The 20,453-nt window shown below is 69.2% G+C and carries 23 protein-coding genes; 14 read left to right on the forward strand and 9 right to left on the reverse strand.

The features are described 5' to 3' along the window. Nucleotides 1–107: 107 nt before the first annotated feature. A complete protein-coding gene (locus tag A9G05_RS24930) occupies nt 108–488 on the reverse strand; it encodes a hypothetical protein (protein ID WP_069563508.1) in 381 nt (126 codons plus the stop codon). A 432-nt stretch (nt 489–920) separates the two neighbouring features. On the opposite strand from A9G05_RS24930, the gene mdcA reads away from it, so the two are divergent. The 9 genes from mdcA to madM all read left to right on the forward strand — a co-directional run bounded on the left by mdcA (nt 921) and on the right by madM (nt 8,148). Beyond that, a complete protein-coding gene (gene mdcA, locus A9G05_RS24935; RefSeq protein WP_069563509.1) occupies nt 921–2,585 on the forward strand; it encodes a malonate decarboxylase subunit alpha in 1,665 nt (554 codons plus the stop codon). Beyond that, complete coding sequence (locus A9G05_RS24940) at nt 2,585–3,436, forward strand: triphosphoribosyl-dephospho-CoA synthase (protein WP_069563510.1); 852 nt, start codon at nt 2,585–2,587, stop codon at nt 3,434–3,436. The genes mdcA and A9G05_RS24940 overlap by 1 nt, the downstream gene beginning before the upstream one ends. Before the next feature lies 1 nt (nt 3,437). Then, nucleotides 3,438–3,737 (forward strand): malonate decarboxylase subunit delta, encoded by a 300-nt coding sequence (locus A9G05_RS24945; RefSeq protein ID WP_044407138.1) that lies wholly within the window; start codon nt 3,438–3,440, stop codon nt 3,735–3,737. Next, a complete protein-coding gene (locus A9G05_RS24950; RefSeq protein ID WP_069563511.1) occupies nt 3,730–4,584 on the forward strand; it encodes a biotin-independent malonate decarboxylase subunit beta in 855 nt (284 codons plus the stop codon). Before A9G05_RS24945 ends, A9G05_RS24950 begins: the two co-directional genes overlap by 8 nt. After that, entirely contained in the window at nt 4,581–5,366 is a 786-nt protein-coding gene (mdcE, locus tag A9G05_RS24955; RefSeq protein WP_069563512.1) for a biotin-independent malonate decarboxylase subunit gamma, read from the forward strand. Before A9G05_RS24950 ends, mdcE begins: the two co-directional genes overlap by 4 nt. 20 nt (nt 5,367–5,386) lie before the next feature. After that, nucleotides 5,387–6,001, forward strand: coding sequence for a malonate decarboxylase holo-ACP synthase (locus A9G05_RS24960; protein ID WP_069563513.1), 615 nt, complete (start codon nt 5,387–5,389; stop codon nt 5,999–6,001). After that, on the forward strand, nt 5,998–6,924 hold the full coding sequence (mdcH, locus tag A9G05_RS24965) for a malonate decarboxylase subunit epsilon (protein ID WP_069563514.1): 927 nt from the start codon (nt 5,998–6,000) through the stop codon (nt 6,922–6,924). Before A9G05_RS24960 ends, mdcH begins: the two co-directional genes overlap by 4 nt. Before the next feature lie 61 nt (nt 6,925–6,985). Beyond that, entirely contained in the window at nt 6,986–7,378 is a 393-nt protein-coding gene (gene madL / locus A9G05_RS24970) for a malonate transporter subunit MadL (RefSeq protein WP_069563515.1), read from the forward strand. A gap of 5 nt (nt 7,379–7,383) precedes the next feature. Beyond that, the gene (madM, locus tag A9G05_RS24975; protein WP_069563516.1) at nt 7,384–8,148 is read left to right on the forward strand and encodes a malonate transporter subunit MadM; all 765 of its coding nucleotides are present in this window, start codon (nt 7,384–7,386) and stop codon (nt 8,146–8,148) included. Between the two features lies 1 nt (nt 8,149). On the opposite strand, the gene A9G05_RS24980 is transcribed toward madM, so the two are convergent. Beyond that, the gene (locus tag A9G05_RS24980) at nt 8,150–9,061 is read right to left on the reverse strand and encodes a LysR substrate-binding domain-containing protein (protein ID WP_069563517.1); all 912 of its coding nucleotides are present in this window, start codon (nt 9,059–9,061) and stop codon (nt 8,150–8,152) included. A gap of 180 nt (nt 9,062–9,241) precedes the next feature. Between A9G05_RS24980 and A9G05_RS24985 the strand changes: the two genes are divergently transcribed. Continuing rightward, nucleotides 9,242–9,823 (forward strand): alpha/beta hydrolase, encoded by a 582-nt coding sequence (locus A9G05_RS24985; RefSeq protein ID WP_069563518.1) that lies wholly within the window; start codon nt 9,242–9,244, stop codon nt 9,821–9,823. 74 nt (nt 9,824–9,897) lie between these two features. After that, a complete protein-coding gene (locus A9G05_RS24990) occupies nt 9,898–10,812 on the forward strand; it encodes a sigma 54-interacting transcriptional regulator (RefSeq protein ID WP_069563519.1) in 915 nt (304 codons plus the stop codon). A gap of 55 nt (nt 10,813–10,867) precedes the next feature. On the opposite strand, the gene A9G05_RS24995 is transcribed toward A9G05_RS24990, so the two are convergent. From A9G05_RS24995 to A9G05_RS25020, 6 genes are all read right to left on the reverse strand, one after another. Next, entirely contained in the window at nt 10,868–11,233 is a 366-nt protein-coding gene (locus A9G05_RS24995; protein ID WP_069563520.1) for a nuclear transport factor 2 family protein, read from the reverse strand. Between the two features lie 361 nt (nt 11,234–11,594). Then, entirely contained in the window at nt 11,595–12,785 is a 1,191-nt protein-coding gene (locus tag A9G05_RS25000) for an MFS transporter (RefSeq protein WP_069563521.1), read from the reverse strand. Nucleotides 12,786–13,041: 256 nt separating this feature from the next. Beyond that, nucleotides 13,042–13,788 (reverse strand): L-cystine ABC transporter ATP-binding protein TcyN, encoded by a 747-nt coding sequence (gene tcyN, locus A9G05_RS25005; protein ID WP_069563522.1) that lies wholly within the window; start codon nt 13,786–13,788, stop codon nt 13,042–13,044. Continuing rightward, nucleotides 13,788–14,456: a cystine ABC transporter permease gene (gene tcyL / locus A9G05_RS25010; RefSeq protein ID WP_069563523.1), complete on the reverse strand. Its 669-nt coding sequence runs from the start codon at nt 14,454–14,456 to the stop codon at nt 13,788–13,790. The genes tcyN and tcyL overlap by 1 nt, the downstream gene beginning before the upstream one ends. Next, entirely contained in the window at nt 14,453–15,244 is a 792-nt protein-coding gene (gene tcyJ, locus A9G05_RS25015; protein WP_069563524.1) for a cystine ABC transporter substrate-binding protein, read from the reverse strand. The genes tcyL and tcyJ overlap by 4 nt, the downstream gene beginning before the upstream one ends. A 101-nt stretch (nt 15,245–15,345) precedes the next feature. Next, nucleotides 15,346–16,359 carry a D-cysteine desulfhydrase gene (locus A9G05_RS25020; RefSeq protein ID WP_069563525.1) on the reverse strand — a complete coding sequence of 338 codons (1,014 nt, stop codon included), beginning with the start codon at nt 16,357–16,359 and terminating at the stop codon, nt 15,346–15,348. A gap of 282 nt (nt 16,360–16,641) precedes the next feature. Between A9G05_RS25020 and A9G05_RS25025 the strand changes: the two genes are divergently transcribed. After that, nucleotides 16,642–17,424 carry a MetQ/NlpA family ABC transporter substrate-binding protein gene (locus A9G05_RS25025; protein ID WP_069563526.1) on the forward strand — a complete coding sequence of 261 codons (783 nt, stop codon included), beginning with the start codon at nt 16,642–16,644 and terminating at the stop codon, nt 17,422–17,424. Between the two features lie 206 nt (nt 17,425–17,630). Continuing rightward, the gene (locus A9G05_RS25030) at nt 17,631–18,821 is read left to right on the forward strand and encodes a PLP-dependent aspartate aminotransferase family protein (RefSeq protein ID WP_069563527.1); all 1,191 of its coding nucleotides are present in this window, start codon (nt 17,631–17,633) and stop codon (nt 18,819–18,821) included. A gap of 24 nt (nt 18,822–18,845) precedes the next feature. On the opposite strand, the gene A9G05_RS25035 is transcribed toward A9G05_RS25030, so the two are convergent. Further along, nucleotides 18,846–19,241, reverse strand: a complete 396-nt coding sequence (locus tag A9G05_RS25035) for a hypothetical protein (protein ID WP_069563528.1) — start codon at nt 19,239–19,241, stop codon at nt 18,846–18,848. 865 nt (nt 19,242–20,106) lie between these two features. Here A9G05_RS25035 and A9G05_RS25040 point away from each other — a divergent pair. Continuing rightward, the coding region (locus A9G05_RS25040; RefSeq protein WP_139131251.1) for an OprD family outer membrane porin at nt 20,107–20,453 on the forward strand (347 nt) is incomplete at its 3' end.

The following is a 20,453-nucleotide window of genomic DNA, read 5'->3' on the forward strand; positions in this document are numbered from 1 at the left end:
CCCGTAGGGTGGACGTCGCTTTTCACGTCCACCATCGGAGCCCCGGTCGGCATCGCGTGGTGGACCGATGGAGCGTGGTCCACCCTACATCCGGTATCGGGAAGCCGCTACGAGGCCAGCGCCTCCAGCACGGACAAGGGCACCCAGCCTGTGCGCAGGGACGGCAGGTGTTCGCACCAGACCCAGCCATTAAGCTGCCGGCCCCCTTGAAGCATGTCGCCGCACTCCACGTCCAGCTCGCGCGCCGTGTAGTCCTCCCGGGCTCGGCCGTGCTGGATGCCGTCCACCACGTCCCCCCACTCGATCACCTGGGCCGGCACCCAGCCGCCGGGTTGCGAGGGGGTTCCGGGCAGAGTGCAGAAATACCAGTGCTCCCAGCCTTCCTGGCCGTCGTAGCACTCGCCGATCACCAGGGGCTCGCCGGCCGTGAATGCCAGCGGTTCGGGAAACTCGCTTCGATGGGCGGTGTGGGCGATAAAGCGCGTCATACGGGTGTCTCCTCCGTTGTGGACAGGGGATGCTCGGGGGCGGGTTGGCTTCTGTCAAAGATCGGCCGGGTGCTCCGCTTCCTCCCGGCGCAGCGCGCAGGGGGCGTCGCCTTTCACGTCCACCATCGGAGCCCCGGTTGGCACCGCGTGGTGGACCGATGGAGCGCGGTCCACCCTACATCCGCTACCGCGCGCGGCTCGGAGATCGCCCTGTAGGGTGGACGTCGCCTTTCACGTCCACCATCGGAGCCCCGGTCGGCACTGCGTGGTGGACCGATGGAGCGTGGTCCACCCTGCATCTGGCGACGCTCCGAGCAGATATCGCGATGGATCGTTAACCTCACCGTAACGATCCGCCGCCGGGCTTGATTGATGACCCATCGGCCGCGCTCCTAAGGTGCGCTCCACGACAGCGGAACCCGTGGAGCCACCATGACAACAACACCCACCTCCCCGCCGCAGTGGTCGCGTCGGCGCGCGGAAAAGCAGCGCCGCCTCGACCGCGTGCGCCACCTCGCCGACGGCGCGGTGCTGCCCGGCGAGCGTATCGTCGAGGCCCTCGAAGCCCTGATCGCCCCCGGCGACCGCGTGGTGCTCGAAGGCAACAACCAGAAGCAGGCGGACTTCCTTTCCCGGTCCCTGGCCAAGGTCGACCCCGGCCGCCTGCACGACCTGCACATGATCATGCCCAGCGTCAGCCGCGCCGAGCACCTGGACCTGTTCGAGCGCGGCATCGCCCGCACGCTGGACTTCTCTTTCGCCGGCCCGCAGAGCCTGCGCATCGGCCAACTGATGGAAGACGGCCTGCTGGAAGTCGGCGCCATCCACACCTACATCGAGCTGTACTCGCGGCTGGTGGTGGACCTGATCCCCAACGTCACCCTGGTGGCCGGCTTCATGGCCGACCGCGAGGGCAACCTCTACACCGGCCCCAGCACCGAAGACACCCCGGCCCTGGTGGAGCCCACGGCCTTCTCCGACGGCATCGTCATCGCCCAGGTCAACCAGTTGGTGGACGACGTGCGCGACCTGCCGCGGGTGGACATCCCCGCTTCCTGGGTGGACTTCGTGGTGGTGGCCGACAAGCCCTTCTACATCGAGCCGCTGTTCACCCGCGACCCGCGCCACATCAAGCCGGTGCACGTGCTGATGGCGATGATGGCGATCCGCGGCATCTACGAGAAACACAACGTCCAGTCCCTCAACCACGGCATCGGCTTCAACACCGCCGCCATCGAGCTGATCCTGCCCACCTACGGCGAATCCCTGGGCCTGAAGGGCAAGATCTGCCGCAACTGGACGCTCAACCCGCACCCGACGCTGATCCCCGCCATCGAGACCGGCTGGGTGGAAAGCGTGCACTGCTTCGGCACCGAGCTGGGCATGGAGGGCTACATCGCCCAGCGCCCGGACGTGTTCTTCACCGGCCGCGACGGCTCCCTGCGTTCCAACCGCATGCTCTGCCAACTGGCCGGGCAGTACGCGGTGGACCTGTTCATCGGCGCCACCCTGCAGGTGGACGGCGATGGCCATTCCTCCACCGTCACCCGGGGCCGCCTGGCGGGCTTCGGCGGTGCGCCGAACATGGGCCACGACCCGCGCGGCCGCCGTCACTCCACCCCCGCCTGGCTGGACATGCGCGCCGAACCCGAGGCCCTGCTGGCGCGCGGCAAGAAGCTGGTGGTGCAGATGGTGGAAACCTTCCAGGAAGGCGGCAAACCCACCTTCGTCGAGACCCTCGACGCCGTCGACGTGGCCCGGAAGACCGGCATGCCCCTGGCGCCGATCATGATCTACGGCGACGACGTCACCCACCTGCTCACCGAGGAAGGCATCGCCTACCTGTACAAGGCGCGCTCCGATGAAGAACGCCGCGCCATGATCGCCGCCGTCGCCGGGGTCACCGCCATCGGCCTGCGCCACGACCCCAGGGACACCGAGCGCATGCGCCGCGAAGGGCTGATCGCCCTGCCCGAGGACCTCGGCATCCGCCGCACCGACGCCAGCCGCGAACTGCTCGCCGCCAAGAGCATCGCCGAGCTGGTGGAGTGGTCCGGCGGCCTCTACAACCCGCCCGCCCGCTTCAGGAGTTGGTGATGAGCGCACTCACGTTACGCGACGCCGACCTGCCCCTGGCTGACTGGCTGGCGGACCGGGCGGTGGACGCCCTGATCGACGAGGCCGACCTCACGCCCAAGCCGGGCCTGGTGGACCGGCGCGGCAGCGGCGCCCACAGCGACCTGCACCTGGGCCTGATGCACGCCTCGGCGCTGTCGCTCTGGCCCTGCTTCCGGCAGATGGCCGAGGCCGCCCTGCAGCACCGCGAGGTCGGCGCGCCCCTGCGCGAAGCCCTGGGCCGCATCGGCCGCGAAGGCGAGGCGGCGATGCTCGCCACCACCGGCGGGGTCAACACCCACCGGGGGGCCATCTGGGCCCTCGGCCTGCTGGTGGCGGCCTGGGCGCTGGAGCCCGACAGCCGCGACGCCCGCGCCATCGCCCTGCGGGCCGCGCGCATCGCCCTGATCGACGACCCCGCCGCCCCTGCGCCGCGCAGCCACGGGGCCGAGGTGTGCCGTCGCTACGGCGTGCGCGGTGCGCGGGAAGAAGCCCAGCTGGGCTTCCCCGCCGCCCTCGACCACGGCCTGCCACAGCTGCAGCGCAGCCGCGCGGCCGGAGCCGGCGAGCAGAACGCCCGGCTCGATGCGCTGCTGGCGATCATGGCCGAGCTGTCCGACACCTGCGTGCTCTGGCGCGCCGGCCCGGAAGGGCTGCAGGCCACCCGCGCCGGTGCCCGCGCGGTGCTCGCCGCCGGGGGCGCCGCCAGCCTCGCCGGGCGCCGTCAGCTGCGCGCACTGGAGGCGCGCCTGCTGGCCCTCAACGTATCCCCGGGCGGAGCCGCCGACCTGCTGGCCGCCTGCCTGTTCCTCGATCAAGCCGGGAGCCTGTGACATGGAAACCCTGACCTTCGAATTCCCCGCCGGGCAACCCGCTCGCGGCCGCGCCCTGGTGGGCTGCGTCGGCTCCGGCGACCTGGAAGTGCTGCTGGAGCCCGGCCGTGCCGGCACCCTGGCGATCCAGGTGATCACCTCGGTGAACGGCAGCGGCCCGCGCTGGACGCAGCTGTTCCAGCGCCTCTTCGCCGGCCAGCAGCTGCCGGCCCTGAACATCGACATCCACGACTTCGGCGCCACGCCGGGGGTGGTGCGCCTGCGCCTGGAGCAGGCCCTGGAGGAGGTGGCCCATGACTGATACCGCCCGCCTGCTGGCGGCCCGCAGCTTCGTCGAACTGGGCGCTCGCCAGCGGGCCCGCGCGCTGCTGGACGCCGGCACGTTCCGCGAACTGCTCGGTCCCTTTGATCGCGTCATGTCGCCCTGGCTGGTGCAGCAGGGCATCGTGCCCCAGGCCGATGACGGCGTGGTGGTGGCCAAGGGCAGCCTCGATGGCCGCCCCCTGGTGATCGCCGCCATCGAGGGCGCCTTCCAGGGCGGCAGCCTGGGCGAGGTCGGCGGCGCCAAGATCGCCGGCGCCCTGGAGCTGGCGGTGGAAGACAACCGCCAGGGCATCCCCACCGCCGCCGTACTGCTGCTGGAAACCGGCGGCGTGCGCCTGCAGGAAGCCAACCTGGGCCTGGCCGCCATCGCCGAGATCCAGGCCGCCATCGTCGCGCTGCGCCAGCACCAGCCGGTGGTGGGCGTGATCGCCGGGGCCGTCGGCTGCTTCGGCGGCATGTCCATCGCTGCCGGCCTGTGCAGCCACCTCCTGGTGACCCGCGAGGCGCGCCTGGGCCTCAACGGCCCCCAGGTGATCGAGCAGGAAGCCGGCATCGAGGAGTACGACGCCCGCGACCGGCCCTTCATCTGGAGCCTCACCGGTGGCGAACAGCGCCACGCCTGCGGCCTGGCCGACGCCTACGTGGCCGATGACGTGGTCGCCCTGCGCGAGGCCCTGGCCGGCCTTTTGGCGGCCGGCGAACCCGCCGCCCCGCGCTGCCGCCGCCCCGACGAATTCCTCGCCCGCCTGGCCCGGCTGGGGGAGGACTGTGACCAACTGGACGCCGCCCAGGTGCGCGCCCTCTACCAGGGAGAGCTGCAATGAGCCGAGGATTGAACTGGCTGCACGGCCTGGCCAGCGGCACCCCGCTGGCGGGCTTCCCCGCTTCGGTGCAGGTGATCGACGGCGAGGTGGGCAGCCGCGCCGCGCGTTTCATCGCCGTGGTGCCCGACCCGCGCAACCCCTTCCCCCGCGCCCGCAACGGCGAGGTGGGCCTGCTGGAAGGCTGGGGCCTGGCCAAGGCCGTGGATGACGCCATCCAGGCCGATGCCGGGCGTGCCGACAAGCGCGTGCTGGTGGCGGTGGTGGACGTGCCCAGCCAGGCCTACGGCCGCCGCGAAGAGGCCCTGGGCATCCACCAGGCCCTGGCCGGCGCGGTGGACGCCTACGCCCGTGCCCGCCTCGCCGGGCACCCGGTGATCGGCCTGCTGGTGGGCAAGGCCATGTCCGGCGCCTTTCTCGCCCACGGCTACCAGGCCCAGCGGCTGATCGCCCTGGACGACGCCGGGGTGATGGTCCACGCCATGGGCAAGGCCGCTGCCGCGCGCATCACCCTGCGCAGCGTCGACGAGCTGGAAGCCCTGGCGGCCAGGGTGCCGCCCATGGCCTACGACCTGGACAGCTACGCCTCCCTCGGCCTGCTGTGGGAGCGCCTGGCTGTGGATAACCCCGACAGCCCCGGCGCCGCCGACCTCGACCGGGTGCGCGACTGCCTGGTGCGCGCCGTGGTGGACATCGGCACCGGCACCGACCTGTCCAACCGCCTCGGCGCCGAGAACCGCGCCGCGTCCTCGGCGGTGCGCGCCCAGTTGCGGGCGCAGTGGTAAGGCCCGGCCGGGAGCCCGCCATGGACCGCCTCCAGCCACACGACCTGCTCTGGGGCCTGGCCCCGGACCACCTGCCCGCCGAGGCTCCGGCCTGGGCACGGCAGGTGCTGGCCGCCGGGCAACCGGTGGTGGTGCGCCGTGGGTGCTGCCCGGCGGGCCAGGTGGCCGTGGGGGTGCGTGGCGCCACCCGCGCCGAGCGTTTCGCCGCCTGCATGCCGGTCGCCGCCGTGCAGCGACGCCTCGCCCCGGAGCACCTGCGCCTGCGCGCGCCGGGGGAACTGCCGGCCCTGCGGGCCTTGGCCCAGGTGACGCCCTTGCTGGACGCCCTCGGCCTGCCCTGGGGCCCCACCGGCGGGGTGGGCTACCAGCTCGCCACCGGGCGCGACGTGCTGCACGGGTCGAGTGACCTCGACCTGCTGCTGTGCAGCGCCGAGCCCCTGCCGCGCGCCTGGGCGCGGGAGCTGCTGGTGCTGTTCGAAGACCTGCCCTGCCGCGTCGACCTGCAACTGCAGACCCCCCAGGGCGGCGTGGCCCTGCGCGAGTGGGGCGGCAGCGCCCGCCGCGTGCTGCTCAAGTGCGACGCTGGCGCGCGGCTTGTGGATAACCCCTGGCAGCCCCTGGAGGACGTGGCATGAGCAGCCTGTTCGCCTTTCCCGGCCAGGGCGCCCAGCAGCCCGGCATGCTCCAGGCCCTGCCGGTAGCGCCGGAAGTGCGTGCCTGCCTGGACGAGGCCGCCGAGGTGCTGGGGGAGGACCTGGCCCGGCTCGACAGCGCCGAGGCCCTGCGCTCCACCCGTGCGGTGCAGCTCTGCCTGCTCATCGCTGGGGTCGCCAGCGCCCGCCTGCTGCTGGCGCGCAGCCCGGCGCCGGACTACGTCGCTGGGCTGTCCATCGGCGCCTACCCGGCGGCGGTGGTGGCCGGCGCCCTGGACTTCGCCGATGCCCTGCGCCTGGTGGCCCTGCGTGGCGAGCTGATGCAGCGGGCTTATCCACAGGGCTACGGCATGACCGCCCTGCAGGGGCTGGACCTGACCACGGTGGAAGGGCTGCTGGCCGAGGCCGAGGGCCCGGTGTTCATCGGCAACCTCAACGCCGACGACCAGATCGTCATCGCCGGCAGCGACGCCGCCATGGCCGCCGTCGCCGAGCGGGCCCGCGCCCTGGGTGCCGGGCTGGTACGGCGCCTGGCGATGAGCGTGCCGTCCCACTGCCCGCTGCTGGACGCGCCGGCCCGTGAACTGGCGGCAGCCTTCGCCGAGGTGCCGCTGCGGCGCCCGGCGATCCGCTACCTCAGCGGCACAACGGCGCGGCCGATCCACGACCCGGAGCGCCTGCGCGACGACCTCGCCTTCAACATGTGCCGCGTGGTCGACTGGCACGGCACCCAGCGCACCGCCTATGAACGCGGCGTGCGCCTGTTCATCGAGCTGCCCCCCGGCGCCGTGCTCAGCGGCCTGGCGCGGCGGGTGTTCGAAAGAGGGACGGTGATCGCCTTTCAGGGCGCCCGCCTGGATACGCTGGACGCCCTGTTGCGCCAGGAGGTGGAGCACTCCCGATAAGCGCCGTGCAATTCGAAGGATAAAAACAAGCCACTTCGACCCGAACACGAGGACAACAACAATGATCATCTACGGTGTGGCCTTCCTGGCCCTGTGTACCCTTGTCGGCCTGTTCATCGGCGAATTCCTGGGCAAGCTCCTGGGCGTTCCCGCCAACGTCGGCGGTGTCGGCATCGCCATGCTGCTGCTCATCTTCGTCGGCAGCGCCCTGCACAAGCGCGGCCTGATGGGCGCCAAGAGCGAGCAGGGGGTGGAGTTCTGGAGCGCCATCTACATCCCCATCGTGGTCGCCATGGCCGCCCAGCAGAACGTGCTCGGCGCGCTGTCCGGCGGGCCCATGGCGATCCTCGCCGGCATCGCGGCGGTGGTCCTCGGCTTCGCCATGGTCCCGGTGCTGGACCGTCTCGGGCAAAAGAAGCCCGACGCTGATGCCTTGAAGCCCGCGCAACGGTGACCGCCATGTACGAATCCATGCTGAAAGTGATCAACGGCTACGGGCTGATCAGCGGCTTCGCCGTCATCGGCGTGACCATGTGGCTGTCCTACTGGCTCTCCGACAGGCTGACGCGGGGCCGCCTGCACGGCTCGGCCATCGCCATCTTCCTCGGCCTGGTGCTGTCCTACGTGGGCGGGGTGATGACCGGCGGGCAGAAGGGGCTGGTGGACGTGCCGCTGCTGTCCGGCATCGGCCTGCTGGGCGGCGCCATGCTGCGGGACTTCGCCATTGTCGCCACGGCCTTCGGGGTGAACATCGAGGAACTCAAGCGCGCCGGCGTGTCCGGGGTGGTGGCGCTGTTCTTCGGCATCGGCACCTCCTTCGTCGCCGGTGTCGGCGTGGCGCTGGCCTTCGGCTACACGGATGCGGTGAGCCTGACCACCATCGGCGCGGGGGCGGTGACCTACATCGTCGGCCCAGTGACCGGCGCGGCCATCGGCGCCAGCTCCGAGGTGATGGCGCTGTCCATCGCAGCCGGCCTGGTGAAGGCCATCCTGGTGATGGTGGCGACGCCCTTCGTCGCGCCCTTCATCGGCTTGAACAACCCGCGCACGGCGGTGATCTTCGGCGGCCTGATGGGCACCTCCAGCGGCGTGGCCGGGGGCCTGGCGGCCACCGATCCGAAGCTGGTGCCCTACGGTTGCCTGACCGCCGCCTTCTACACCGCGCTGGGCTGCCTGCTGGGCCCGTCGCTGCTGTTCTTCATGATGCGCGGCCTGGCCGGCTGAGCTACTGCCGCAGGCTGTACATGCGGCATTCGGCCAGCAGCGCGAGCAGGTTGGGGTCGCGCTCGCGGGCCTTGAGGAAGACCACGCCGATGTGCTGCTGCAGGCGGTAGCGCGCCTGCAGCGGGATGAGCTTCACGCGGTTCTCGTACACCGCCGCGATGCGCCCGGGCAGCAGGGCGTAGCCGACCCCGGAGCTGACCATGCTGAGCAGGGTGAAGATGTCGTTCACCTGCATCGCCACCTTCGGCTCGAAGCCCGCCTGCTGGAACACCCGCGCGCCGTCGCGGTGGGTGGCGAAGCCCTGGGTGAGGGTGATGAAGGTGGAGTCGGCCAGGTCCGCCAGGTCCACCTCCGGCTGCTCGGCGAAGGGCGAGTCGGTGGGCACGGCGAGGAAGATGTCGTCGGAGAACAGCGGCAGCTGCTCGCAGTCCGGGTCGCTGACGCTGTCGTCGAGGGACACCAGCATGGCGTCCAGCTCCAGGTTCTTCAGGCGGTAGAGCAGGTCGGCGTTGGAGCCCAGGGTGAGGTCGATGTTCAGCTCGCTGCGGCGGATCTTCAGGCCCATCACCAGCTGCGGCACGGTCTTCACCGTCAGCGAATAGAGCGCACCGAGCTTGAAGCGCTCGGCGGAAAAGCCCGCCGCCTCGCGGGTCAGGCGCACCATGTCGAGCACATCCTGCACCAGCTTCTGGGCCTTCTCCTCCAGCACGTAGGCGCTTTCCAGCGGCGTCAGGTTGCGCCCCTCGTGCTTGAACAGCGGGCAGCGCAGGGCGCTCTCCAGGGAGTGGATGGCGCGGTGCACGCTGACGTTGCTGGTGCCCAGCGCCGCCGCCGCGCGGGACAGGTTGCCCGCGCGCATGAAGGCGAGGAAGGTCTCCAGTTTCTTCAGGGTCAGTTCGTCGTCGATCTGCATGGCGCCGTGTTCCGGTGCTGGGGAGCGAGGGGCTCATCCTACTCGCTCGGGCCTGGCGGACGAGGATGACCTGCAGCTATAGGCTAATAATGCATAAGCAAATAAATTTTTATTCCTTAACAGGTATATGGCGAGCCCCTAGACTGCCCTTCATCGAACGTCTCGCAAGGAGGGCTCGCCATGCGCAGCCAGGCCATTCGCTACTTGATCCTGCCAGGGTGGCAGGGCTCCCCCGACGACCATTGGCAGAGCCACTGGGAGCGCACGCTGCCCAACGCGCAGCGGGTGGAGCAGGCCGACTGGGACCAACCCGACCGTGCGGCCTGGGTGGCGGCGCTGGAGCGGGCCATCGATGCCGAGCGCACCCCGGTGATCCTCGTCGCCCACAGCCTGGGCTGCGTCACCGTGGCCCACTGGGCGGCCCAGGCCGACCCGGACGTGCTGCGTCGGGTGCGCGGTGCGCTGCTGGTCGCCCCGGCGGATGTGGAGCGCCCCGGCTGCCCGGACGCGCTCACCGGCTTCGCGCCGATCCCCCGCACGGCCCTGCCGTTCCCCACGCTGCTGGTGGGCTCCGACAACGACCACGCGGCCAGCCCGCAGCGGGCCCTGCAACTGGCCCGTGACTGGGGCGCCGAGCCGGCCCTCCTCGCCGGCGCCGGGCACATCAACGTGAAGTCCGGTCACCAGCGCTGGGAGCAGGGCTTCGCCTACCTCTACCGCCTGCAGGGGCGCATCGAGCAACTGGCCCGCCTGCGCGCCTGAGCCGGGCGCGCCTCCATTCATCGCGTGACGTCCGGGACCCGCCAGCGTGCAGGCCCCGGCGGGAGATTTCGTCCATGAGCCAGCCAGCCAATGGCCAACCCCTGCTGACCTTCGCCGACGCCGACCGCAGCCCGCTGAGCATCCGCGCCCGTGCGCTGGTGTTCGTCGATGCCCGTTCGCGGCGCCTGCGGGAGGAAATCGAACACCTGGCGCCGGCTGCCGTGCCGGTGCTGATCCAGGGCGAGACCGGCACCGGCAAGGAGCTGCTGGCGCGGCAGATCCACCGCGCCAGCGAGCGGCCGGGGCTGTTCGTGGCGGTCAACTGCGGCGCCATCAGCAAGGCCTACGCCGAGGCCGAACTGTTCGGCCACGCCCCCGGCGCCCATGCCGGCTCGGCCAGCAGCCGCGCCGGCTGGTTCGGCTCGGCCAATGGCGGGACGCTCTACCTGGACGAGATCGGCGACCTGCCGCTGCCGCTCCAGGCGCGCCTGCTGGCGGCCCTGGAAAGCCGCGAGGTGACCCGCGTCGGCGCCCAGCAGCCGACCCCGGTGGACGTGCGCCTGGTGGCCGCCACCAGCATCGACCTGGCCCAGGCGGTGCGTGCCGGCAAGTTCGACGAGCGGCTCTACCCGTACCTCAACGAAGGGCGCGTGGAACTGCCGCCGCTGCGCGAACGCCCCGACGACATCCTGCCGCTGGCCGAGTACTTCCTCGGCATCTACGCCCAGCGCCTCGACCTGCCGCTGCCGCTGATCGGCGCCCAGGCCCAGGCGGCGCTGGAGAGCTACCCCTGGCCGGGCAACACCCGCGAGCTGGAGAACAGCATCCACTTCGCCCTGCTGGTGAGCGACGGTGAGGAGATCCTGCCGCACCACCTCAACCTGCCGCCCGCACCGAGTCATGCACAGCTCGCCCAGCAGCTTCGTCAATTGGCGGCCAACGATGTGGACAAGCTGCGGCAGTTGTTCGCCGAGGTGCTGGCGGGGTAGGCGTCGAGGGGGCCAGGGGTGGGTCGACGAAATGTGACCCACCCGGAGACAGGCCCTAGCCGTGCAGGTGGAACAGCTTGTGCACGATGCGCCAGCGGCCGTCGATCTTCAGCAGCGAGAGGTAATCGGTGAAGTCCATGCCGGCGTAGACGTCGGTGACCTTGGCCAGGGCGGTGTCGCCGGTGAGGTCCAGGGACTCCAGCCGCCACACCGGCGCTTCGCCCTCGGCCACCACCGGCCCCTTGGCCTGCAGGCCGGTGATGAAGGCTTCCGGCGAGAGCCACTGCAGGTCCGGGCCGAAGTGCCCGACGATGCGGCTGTCGGGGTGGAAGGCGCTGCGCAACCGCGTCGCGTCCGCCCGCACCATGCCTTCTACGTAATCCCGTACCACTGCCTCGATGGCCTGGCGTTCCGCTTCCATGTCCGTGCTCCTGTCGCGTGGGAAAGGCCAGAGCCTAGCCCGCCCGGGCCGATCCCGCAGCTCCCGGTGTTCCGTACCGCGAACCCTCCCATCGCTCCGATACACCGCGCGGCTCGGGGTTGGGCGGTGGATCGGTGAAGCGCGATCCACCCTACGGGTGCAGCACCCTGCCGGCCGTAGGATGGGCTGAGCTACGCGAAGCCCATCGCCCCGATGCACGGCGCGGCTCGGGGTTGGGCGGTGGATCGATGAAGCGCGATCCACCCCACGGATGCTGCACCCTGCCGCCCGTAGGATGGGCTGAGCTACGCGAAGCCCATCACTCCGGTACACGGCGCGCGGCTCGGAGCTGGATGGTGGATCAATGGATCTGTCCGGCCGCCTGGAGGCGCTCGCGGGTGGCGCGCAGGCGCGGCAGGGGCAGGCACACCAGCAGGGTGGCGACCAGCACGGCCACGCCCATCAGCGGCAGGTTGGCCAGGCCCATCCCGGTGCTCAGCCACAGGCCGCCGACGAAGGCGCCGCTGGCGTTGCCCAGGTTGAAGGCCGCGTGGCTGAGGGTGGCGGCGAGGCTGGCGGATTCGCCGGCCTGTTCCACCAGCAGCAACTGCAGCGGCGAGGAGATGGCGAAGCTCGCCACGCCCCAGAGGAACAGGCAAGCCAGCGCCAGCACCGGCACCTGGGCGAAGACGAACAGCCCCACCAGGCACAGGCCGCTCACCGCGAAGGCCCCGGGCAGGGCGAAGCGGAAGCCCTTGTCCGCCAGGCGCCCGCCCAGCAGGTTGCCGAGGGTCAGGCCGATGCCGAACAGCAGCAGGGCGAAGTTGGCGTGCTCCGGGCTGAAGCCGGAGACATCGCGCAGCAGCGGGCTGATGTAGGTGAACACGCCGAACAGCGCCACCGACGACAGGCTGCACACCCCCAGCGCATGCAGCACCGGGCGCCGGAAGATGCCGTCCCAGGCACCGGCGGCATTGGGCTGCGGCCTGGCGGTGGCCGGCAGCCAGAGGAACTGCGCCAGCAGCGTCAGCAGGCCCAGGCCCGCCACCACCATGAAGGTCACCCGCCAACTGGTGGCCTGGCCCAGCCAGGCGCCGGCCGGCACCCCGAGCACGTTGGCGATGGTCAGCCCGCTGAGCACCAGTGCCATGGCCGAGGCGCGGCGATGGGGCGGTGCCAGCTCGGCGGCCAGCAGGGTGGCGCAGCCGAAGAAGCCGGCATGGCTGAAGGCGGTGAACATGCGCGCCGCCAGCAGCCATTCGTAGCTGGGGGCCAGGGCGCAGGCGAGGTTGCCCAGGGCGTAGGCGCCCATCAGCCAGAGCAGCGCCTGGCGCCGTGGCAGGCGCCCCAGCAGCGGGCCCAGCAGCGGCGCGCCGATGACCACGCCCATGGCGTAGGCGCTGACCAGCAGGCCGGCGTCGGAGAGGCTCACGGAGAGGTCCTGGGCTACCTCGGGCAGCAGGCCCATGATGATGAATTCGCTGCTGCCGACGACGAAGCCGCCAAGGGCCAGGGCGAGCAGGGGGAGGGAGAGGAGGGTCGAGGGATTCATGGCAAGAGGCAGGGCTTGTTGCGAGGGGGCGCGGATTCTACGCGCTTTATCGCGTTGTGACCCGTCAGTCTGGCGGATTTTGGCCAGGTCACCGACCAAGCGCCCGGCGGTCTGTTGTGGCTGTAGGGTGGACCACGCTTCATCGGTCCACCATCGGCGTCACCCTCAACTCCGTGGGTGGATGGAAAGAGCGCCATCCAACCTACGCCGCCATCGCGAATGAATTCGCGCCCACGGGGGCGTCGGGGGTGACCGCTCACCCCACCAGGAACTTGGCGAGGAACTGCCGGGTGCGTTCTTCTTTCGGGGCGCTGAACAGGGTCTTGGCGTCGCCCTGTTCGACGATCACGCCCTTGTCGATGAAGATCGCGCGGTTGGCCACATCGCGGGCGAAGCTCATCTCGTGGGTGACGATGACCATGGTGCGCTTCTCCTCGGCCAGGCCGCGGATGGTGGTCAGCACCTCGCCGACCAGCTCGGGGTCGAGGGCGGAGGTGGGTTCGTCGAAGAGGATCACGTCCGGCTCCATCGCCAGGGCGCGGGCGATGGCCACGCGCTGTTGCTGGCCGCCGGAAAGGCGCTTGGGGTAGGCGTCTTCCTTGCCTGCCAGGCCGACCTTGGCCAGCAGCGCACGGGCGCGTGCGATGGCGCGCTCGCGGGGTTCCTTCTTCACCACCACCGGGCCTTCGATGACGTTCTCCAGCGCGGTGCGGTGGGGGAAGAGGTTGAAGTTCTGGAACACGAAGCCGACGTGCTGGCGCAGCTGGCGGATCAGCGATTGCTGCTGCTTCAGGGGCTGGTTGGCGTCGATCTCGATCTGGCCCACCTGGAGGGTGCCGCCGTCGGGCTCTTCCAGCAGGTTGAGGCAGCGCAGCAGGGTGGTCTTGCCCGAGCCGCTGGGGCCGATGATGGCGACCACTTCGCCCGGCTCGATGGTCAGGTCGATGCCCTTGAGCACCGCCTGGCCCTTGAAGGACTTGGTCAGGTTACGGACGGTGATCATCAGCTGTCCTGTTCGTGGCGGTTGACCCGGGCCTCGAGGCGCGCCTGGACGTGGGCCAGCAGTGTGGCCAGCACCCAGTAGATCAGCGCGACGGCCAGGTACATGGTGAAGATTTCCAAGGTGCGCGCGGTGATCAACTGCGCCTGGCGGAACACTTCCGGCACCTGGATGGTGGCGGCCAGGGCGGTGTCCTTGACCAGCGAGATGAAGCTGTTGCCCAGCGGCGGCAGGGCGGTGCGCGCGGCCTGCGGGAGGATGGCGCGCATCAGCGCCTGACCACGGCTCATGCCGATGCTGGCAGCGGCTTCCCATTGCCCCTTGTCGATGGAGGCGATGGCGGCGCGGAGGATTTCCGAGGTGTAAGCGGCCATGTTCAGCGAGAAGCCGATCAGCGCAGCCATCAGCGGGCTCAGCTCCAGGCCGAGCTGGGGCAGGCCGTAGTAGATGATGAACAACTGCACCAGCAGCGGTGTGCCACGGAAGAACGACACGTAGACCCGCGCCAGGCCGCGCACCGGGGCGATGGCGTAGAGGCGCGCCAGGGCCAGGGCGAAGCCCAGCAGCAGGCCGAAGAACATGCCGCCGAGGCTGAGAACCACGGTGTAGAGCGCGCCCTTCAACAGGAAGGGCGCGGAATCCAGCACCAGTTGCAGGCTGCCGTCGATCATTGGGTCACGTCAGCCTTGAACCACTTCTCGGACAGGGCCTTGAGGGTGCCGTCGGCCTTGAGCTTGGCCAGGGCCTTGTCCAGCGCGGCGAGCAGTTCGGGGTTGTCCTTGCGCACGGCGATGCCGGACTCCTGGCGGGAGAAGGGCTCGCCGGCCACGGCCAGGCGGCCGCCGGTCTTGTCGACCATCTCGAAGGCGGCCAGGCGGTCCACCAGGATCACGTCGATGCGGCCGACGTTGAGGTCCTGGAACTTGGTGGGGTCGTCGTCGTAGGTGCGGATGTCGGCCTGCGGGACGTTCTCCTTCAGCCACTGCTCGTAGTTGGTGCCCAGGCCCACGCCGACCTTCTTGCCGGCCAGGTCGGCGGCGGTCTTGATCTCGCCTTCCTTGCCCTTGCGCACCAGGGCCTGGATGCCGGAGACGGTGTAGGGGGTGGTGAAGTCGTACTTCTTCTTGCGCTCTTCGGAGATGGTCACCTGGTTGATGGCCACGTCCAGGCGACGGGATTCCAGGGCGGCGAGGATGCCGTCCCACTTGGTCGGCTGGAACTCGGCCTTCACGCCCAGCTCCTTGGCCAGGGCTTGTGCCAGCTCGACTTCGAAGCCGGTGAGCTTGCCGCTCTCGTCCTGGTAGTTGAAGGGCGGGTAGGTGCCTTCCAGGCCGATCTTCAGGGCGCCTTTCTGCTGGATGTCCTTCAGGTCGGCGGCGGCGGTGCCGGCCAGGCCGAGACCGAGGGCCAGCGCCAGGCTGGCGAAGAGGGCGGGACGACGGAGCGTTGTTGCGTGCATAGGGGGCCTCGCGGGGGCAGTTGGCGAATGGAGGGTCGCCACTCTAAGGGAGTTCCATATATTCGTTTAAATACATAAAAACCAGAAAATTAATTTTCTGGTTATAAGTCGTGGTTCGCGTCGCCCGCAGGATGATAGGCGAACAGCGCCGGCGAGCCGCCGGTGTGCAGGAACAGCACCGGACCGTCGCCGTCGAAGGCCTGTCGGGCGATGCCGTCCAGCAGGCCGGCGAAGGCCTTGCCGGTGTAGACCGGGTCCAGCAGCAGCCCTTCACAGGCGGCGGCCCGACGCACGGCGGCGAGGGTGCCGGCATTGGCTTCGCCGTAGCGCGGGGCGAAGTACTGGTCCCACAGCTCGACCTTCAGGCCGGCGGGCACCGGCACGCCGAGCAGGTCGGCGGTGCGCTGCAGCAGGCCTTCCACCTTGGGCCGCTGGGTGGCGTCGGGGCGCGACACGGTGACGCCCACCACGCGGGTACCGGGCAGGGCCTGTTCCAGCGCGAGGGCGAGGCCGGCATGGGTGCCGGCGCTGCCGGAGGCGAGCACCACGGCGGCGAAGCGCTCGCCGCTGGCCTCGATCTGCTCGGCCAGCTCCAGACCGGCGCGCACGTAGCCCAGGGCGCCGAGGGCGTTGGAGCCGCCGATGGGCACCACGTAGGGGGTGCGGCCGGCAGCGCGCAGGCGCTCGGCGGCCTCGGCCAGCAACTGGTCGGCGGTGTCGAGGTTGGGCACCAACTGCACCTCGGTGCCGAACAGGTCCAGCAGCAGGCGGTTGCCGTTCTCCAGGTAGTTGCGGTCGGTGGTGCCGATGGGGTTTTCCAGCAGGGCCACGCAACCCAGGCCCAGGCGCGCGGCCAGGGCGGCGGTCTGGCGCACATGGTTGGACTGGATGGCGCCGGCGGTGACCAGCACGTCAGCGCCCTGGGCCAGGGCGTCCTGGGCGAGGTATTCGAGCTTGCGCACCTTGTTGCCGCCGAGGGCGAAAGGGGTCAGGTCGTCGCGCTTGACGTACAGGCCGCGCCCCAGCTCCCGGGACAGGCGTTCCAGCTTCTCCAGCGGGGTCGGCGCGGTGACCAGTTCCAGGCGGGGAAAGCGGGCGAGGGCAGTGGCGAGCATGGCAGGCATCCGGGGGGTGTTGGTACAGGCCGCCACTCTAGTGAGGCAGGCCGGGTGAGGCAATTCACGAGGGCGACATTCGATGTGGATAGGGAGGGCGCGTCGGGTACGGGCTGGGGTGTCTTTTAATTTCCAAAAGGAATATATGAATAAAAAATTGGTATTTGTTCGTTATAAAAAATCACCGTAACGTCCGCTCCAACCCGGCACCATCCAGGCCGGGACCCGAACCCCCGCTCATGGCTGACGATCCAGCCGGAGCCCCTGAGATCAAGGAACATCATGAAGAAGTCCCTGCTGTTGACCGCTCTGGCTGCCGCCCTTTCCGTCACCCTGGCCCACGCCGGCGAGAAGCTCGTCGTCGCCGCCACCCCGGTGCCCCATGCCGAGATCCTCGAACTGATCAAACCGCAGTTGGCGAAGGAAGGGGTCGATCTGGAAGTGAAGGTCTTTACCGACTACGTGCAACCCAACGTGCAGGTGGACGAGAAGCGCCTGGACGCCAACTACTTCCAGACCAAGCCCTACCTGGACAACTTCAACAGCGGCAAGGGCACTCACCTGGTGATCGTCCAGGGCGTACACGTCGAACCCTTCGGCGGTTACTCCAGCAAGTACAGCTCCCTGAAGGACCTGCCGGACGGCGCCACCATCGCCATCCCCAACGAAGGCAGCAACAGTGGTCGCGCCCTGCTCCTGCTGCAGAAATCCGGCCTGCTGAAGCTGAAGGACCCGGGCAACGCCCTGGCGACCCCGAAGGACATCGCCGAGAACCCGCACCACTTCAAGTTCAAGGAACTGGAAGCGGCCCTGCTGCCGCGCGTGCTGAACCAGGTGGACCTGGCGCTGATCAACACCAACTACGCGCTGGAGGCCAAGCTCAACCCGTCCAAGGACGCGCTGGTGCTGGAAGACAGCACGTCGCCCTACGTGAACTACCTGGTGGCCCGCCCGGACAACAAGGACAGCGACGCCATCAAGAAACTCTCCGCCGCGCTGACCAGCCCGGAAGTGAAGGCCTTCATCGAGCAGAAATACGCCGGCGCGGTCGTGCCGGCCTTCTGATCAACCGCAAGCCACGGTGGTGCGGCGAACGCCGCGCCTCTCCTCACGCCGACGAGTCTCGACTATCGTCGGCGTTCTTTTTATGTGGGAGCGGATTCATCCGCGAATGCGTGCCGCAGGCACGCGCTGCAAGGCCTGGGACCGCTGCGCGGTCCATCGCGAATGAATTCGCTCCCACGCGCTCGCCTGCCTTTGGAGAATTCCCCATGCCTGAATCCAGACCCGGCCTTTCCACCCGCGCGGTGCACAGCGGCAACGATGTCGACCAGCAGATGGTCACCCGCCCGAAGACGCTGCCCATCTACGAGTCCTCGGTGTTCGTCTACGACAACCTGGAACAGGTGGACGACTTCCTCGCCGGCAACCCGGACAACTACATGTACACCCGCATCGCCAACCCCAACCAGGCGGCGCTGGAGCAGTTGGTGCGGGACCTGGAAGGCGGCGAGGCGGCGCTGTTCTCCGCTTCCGGCATGGCCTCGGTGAGCGCGGCGCTGCTGGGGCGGCTGAATGCCGGCGACCACCTGATCGCCAGCCGCGAGCTGTACGGCACCACCCAGAGCCTGATCGAGAATGAACTGGCGCGCTTCGGCATCAGCGCCACCCTGGTGGAGATCAACGACCTGGCGGCGGTGGAAGCGGCCATCACCCCGGCCACGCGGCTGATCTACACCGAAACCGCCTCCAACCCGCTGGTGCGCATCAGCGACATCCCCGCCCTGGCCAGGCTGGCCAAGGCCCACGGGCTGAAGCTGCTGGTGGACAACACCTTCCTTTCCCCGGCGCTCTACAACCCGCTGGCGGCCGGTGCCGACCTGGTGCTGCACAGCACCACCAAGTACCTCAACGGCCACAGTGACGCCACCGGCGGCATCCTCGTCGGCGACGCCGAGTGGATCGCCCAGGCGCGACGCTTCCAGATCAATGCCGGCGGCAGTTCCAGCCCCTTCGAAGCCTGGCTGACCTTCCGGGGTGCCAAGACCCTGGCCCTGCGCATGAAGGCCCATTCCGCCAACGCCCAGGCCCTGGCCGAAGCGCTGGAGGCCCATCCGCAGGTGGCGAAGGTGTTCTACCCGGGGCTGCCTTCGCACCCGGACTTCGCACTGGCCCAGCGGCTGTTCCCCAAGGGTGCCTCGGGCATGCTGAGCTTCACCCTCAAGGGCGGCCTGGCGGAGGTGGACGGCCTGATCCGCGGCCTGCAGCGCACCGCGTTCGCGCCCTCGCTGGCCGGCGTGGCCAGCAGCATCACCCACCCGGGCAAGACCAGCCACCGCGCGCTGTCGGCCGAGGCCCTGGCGGAGCTGGACATCCACGAGGGGACCATCCGCGTGTCGGTGGGGATCGAGGACGCCGCCGACATCATCGGCGACTTCGTGCAGGCCCTGGACCGGCTCTGACCGGCCCAGGGCCCGGGGGAGGGCTCAGACGGCGACGGCGAAATGCCAGCGCACGTCCTGCTCGGCGAGGGCGCTGAGCACCCACTCGTAGTCCTGCAGGTCTTCGAGGAAGGCATCGGCGTTGGACAGCGAACGCGGCTGGCTCACCAGGTGCCCCTGCAGGGCACGCACGGTGCGCAGCCCGTCCTCGGGGCTGAACCACTGCTCGCAGGCGAGCTGGTCGTCCAGTTCGAGGCCGTCGAGCAGGTCGGCGAACTCGTTCGGGTCCTGGCTGACGAAGTCCCACAGCGACTTCACCTTGAGCCGTTTGCAGAGGTCGTCGACCTCGACTTCGTCCACCTGGACGACGGTACTGCCGTTGACGAAGTCATCGAGCCCGGCGACAGGTTTCTCAGGAACGATGTAGATGGCTGCACTCATGGCTGATGGGCCCTGACGGTGGTGGAACACACTGCTTTAGGGGCCCCAGCATAGCGACAGTTCCTTTGGCAGAAGGGGTCAACGACCAGCTTTGCAACGACGTTCACACCGGTTTCAGGAACTGTGTTGCGCCTTGGCCAAAGGCTGGCAGAAGGCCATTCGGACCCGTCCGAAGATCGGTGGACAAGCGGCTCGCCCCGCTCCGTATCGGAGCGGCAGGGGACCGTTCAGAACGGCTTGTCGCCGACGAGGGCAGCGTGGGCGCTCAGGGTCAGACCGCCGACGGTCAGGGCCGCCAGCAGGCGGCGGGCGAAGGGGGAACGATTCATGGTGGTGCTCCTCACGGGCGGCTGGCCGGCGCGAGGCCGGGCCACGGGACTGGAATAGGGGGGCTGGGAGTCCGGTGGTCCGGTGAGGATAAATCCAAATGATCTAAAAACGGCTAAATAAATACCCTTTGGTTATTTTTTTATGAGCGGCCGTGCGGGTGCCAACGCCTTTGCAGGCCCGGAGAGGCGCGGGACTGCGAATTCCGTCCGCTGCTGCGTTATTGGGGATGGCGCCAGGCGACCAAAGTCGGTAATTTGCGCGCCCTTTCGAGTAACTGAAGCCGCCTCGCCCAGGGGCAGCTCCCCGCCAGAGGGAGGCTACCGGTCTATTTATTCGATTTTGTTACAACAAAATGAATATTGATTCTTTTTAAGAATTAAACCCCTTGTCCTAGATTGACCGCCACCTCAGGCAGGCCCGCTGGCAAGGGGCTACGGGGTCTGACCTGCGGGTCATGTGGCAGCGTTTTTCATTGCTTGGCGATGCGCGCTTCCCCCATCAGAACACTTAGAAACACGCACCATTGGAGCATTGCATGAACAAATCTTCCCTGGCCCTGGCCATCGCAGGTGGCCTGCTGGCCCAACAGGCCGTCGCAGGCGGTTTCATCGAAGACAGCAAGGCGAGCGTCGAGCTGCGCAACTACTACTTCAACCGTGACTTCCGCCAGCCGGGTGCCTCGCAGAAAAAGGCCGAGGAGTGGGCCCAGGGGTTCCTGCTGCGCTACGAGTCCGGGTTTACCGAAGGCACCATCGGCGTCGGCGTCGACGCCATCGGCCTGCTGGGGGTCAAGCTCGATTCCAGCCCGGACCGCAGCGGCACCGGCCTGCTCAAGCGCGACCGCGAGAGCAAGCGCGCCCAGGACGAATACGGCGAACTCGG

Source organism: Pseudomonas sp. ENNP23, assembly GCF_001728945.1.
Classification (GTDB): Bacteria; Pseudomonadota; Gammaproteobacteria; order Pseudomonadales; family Pseudomonadaceae; genus Metapseudomonas; species Metapseudomonas otitidis.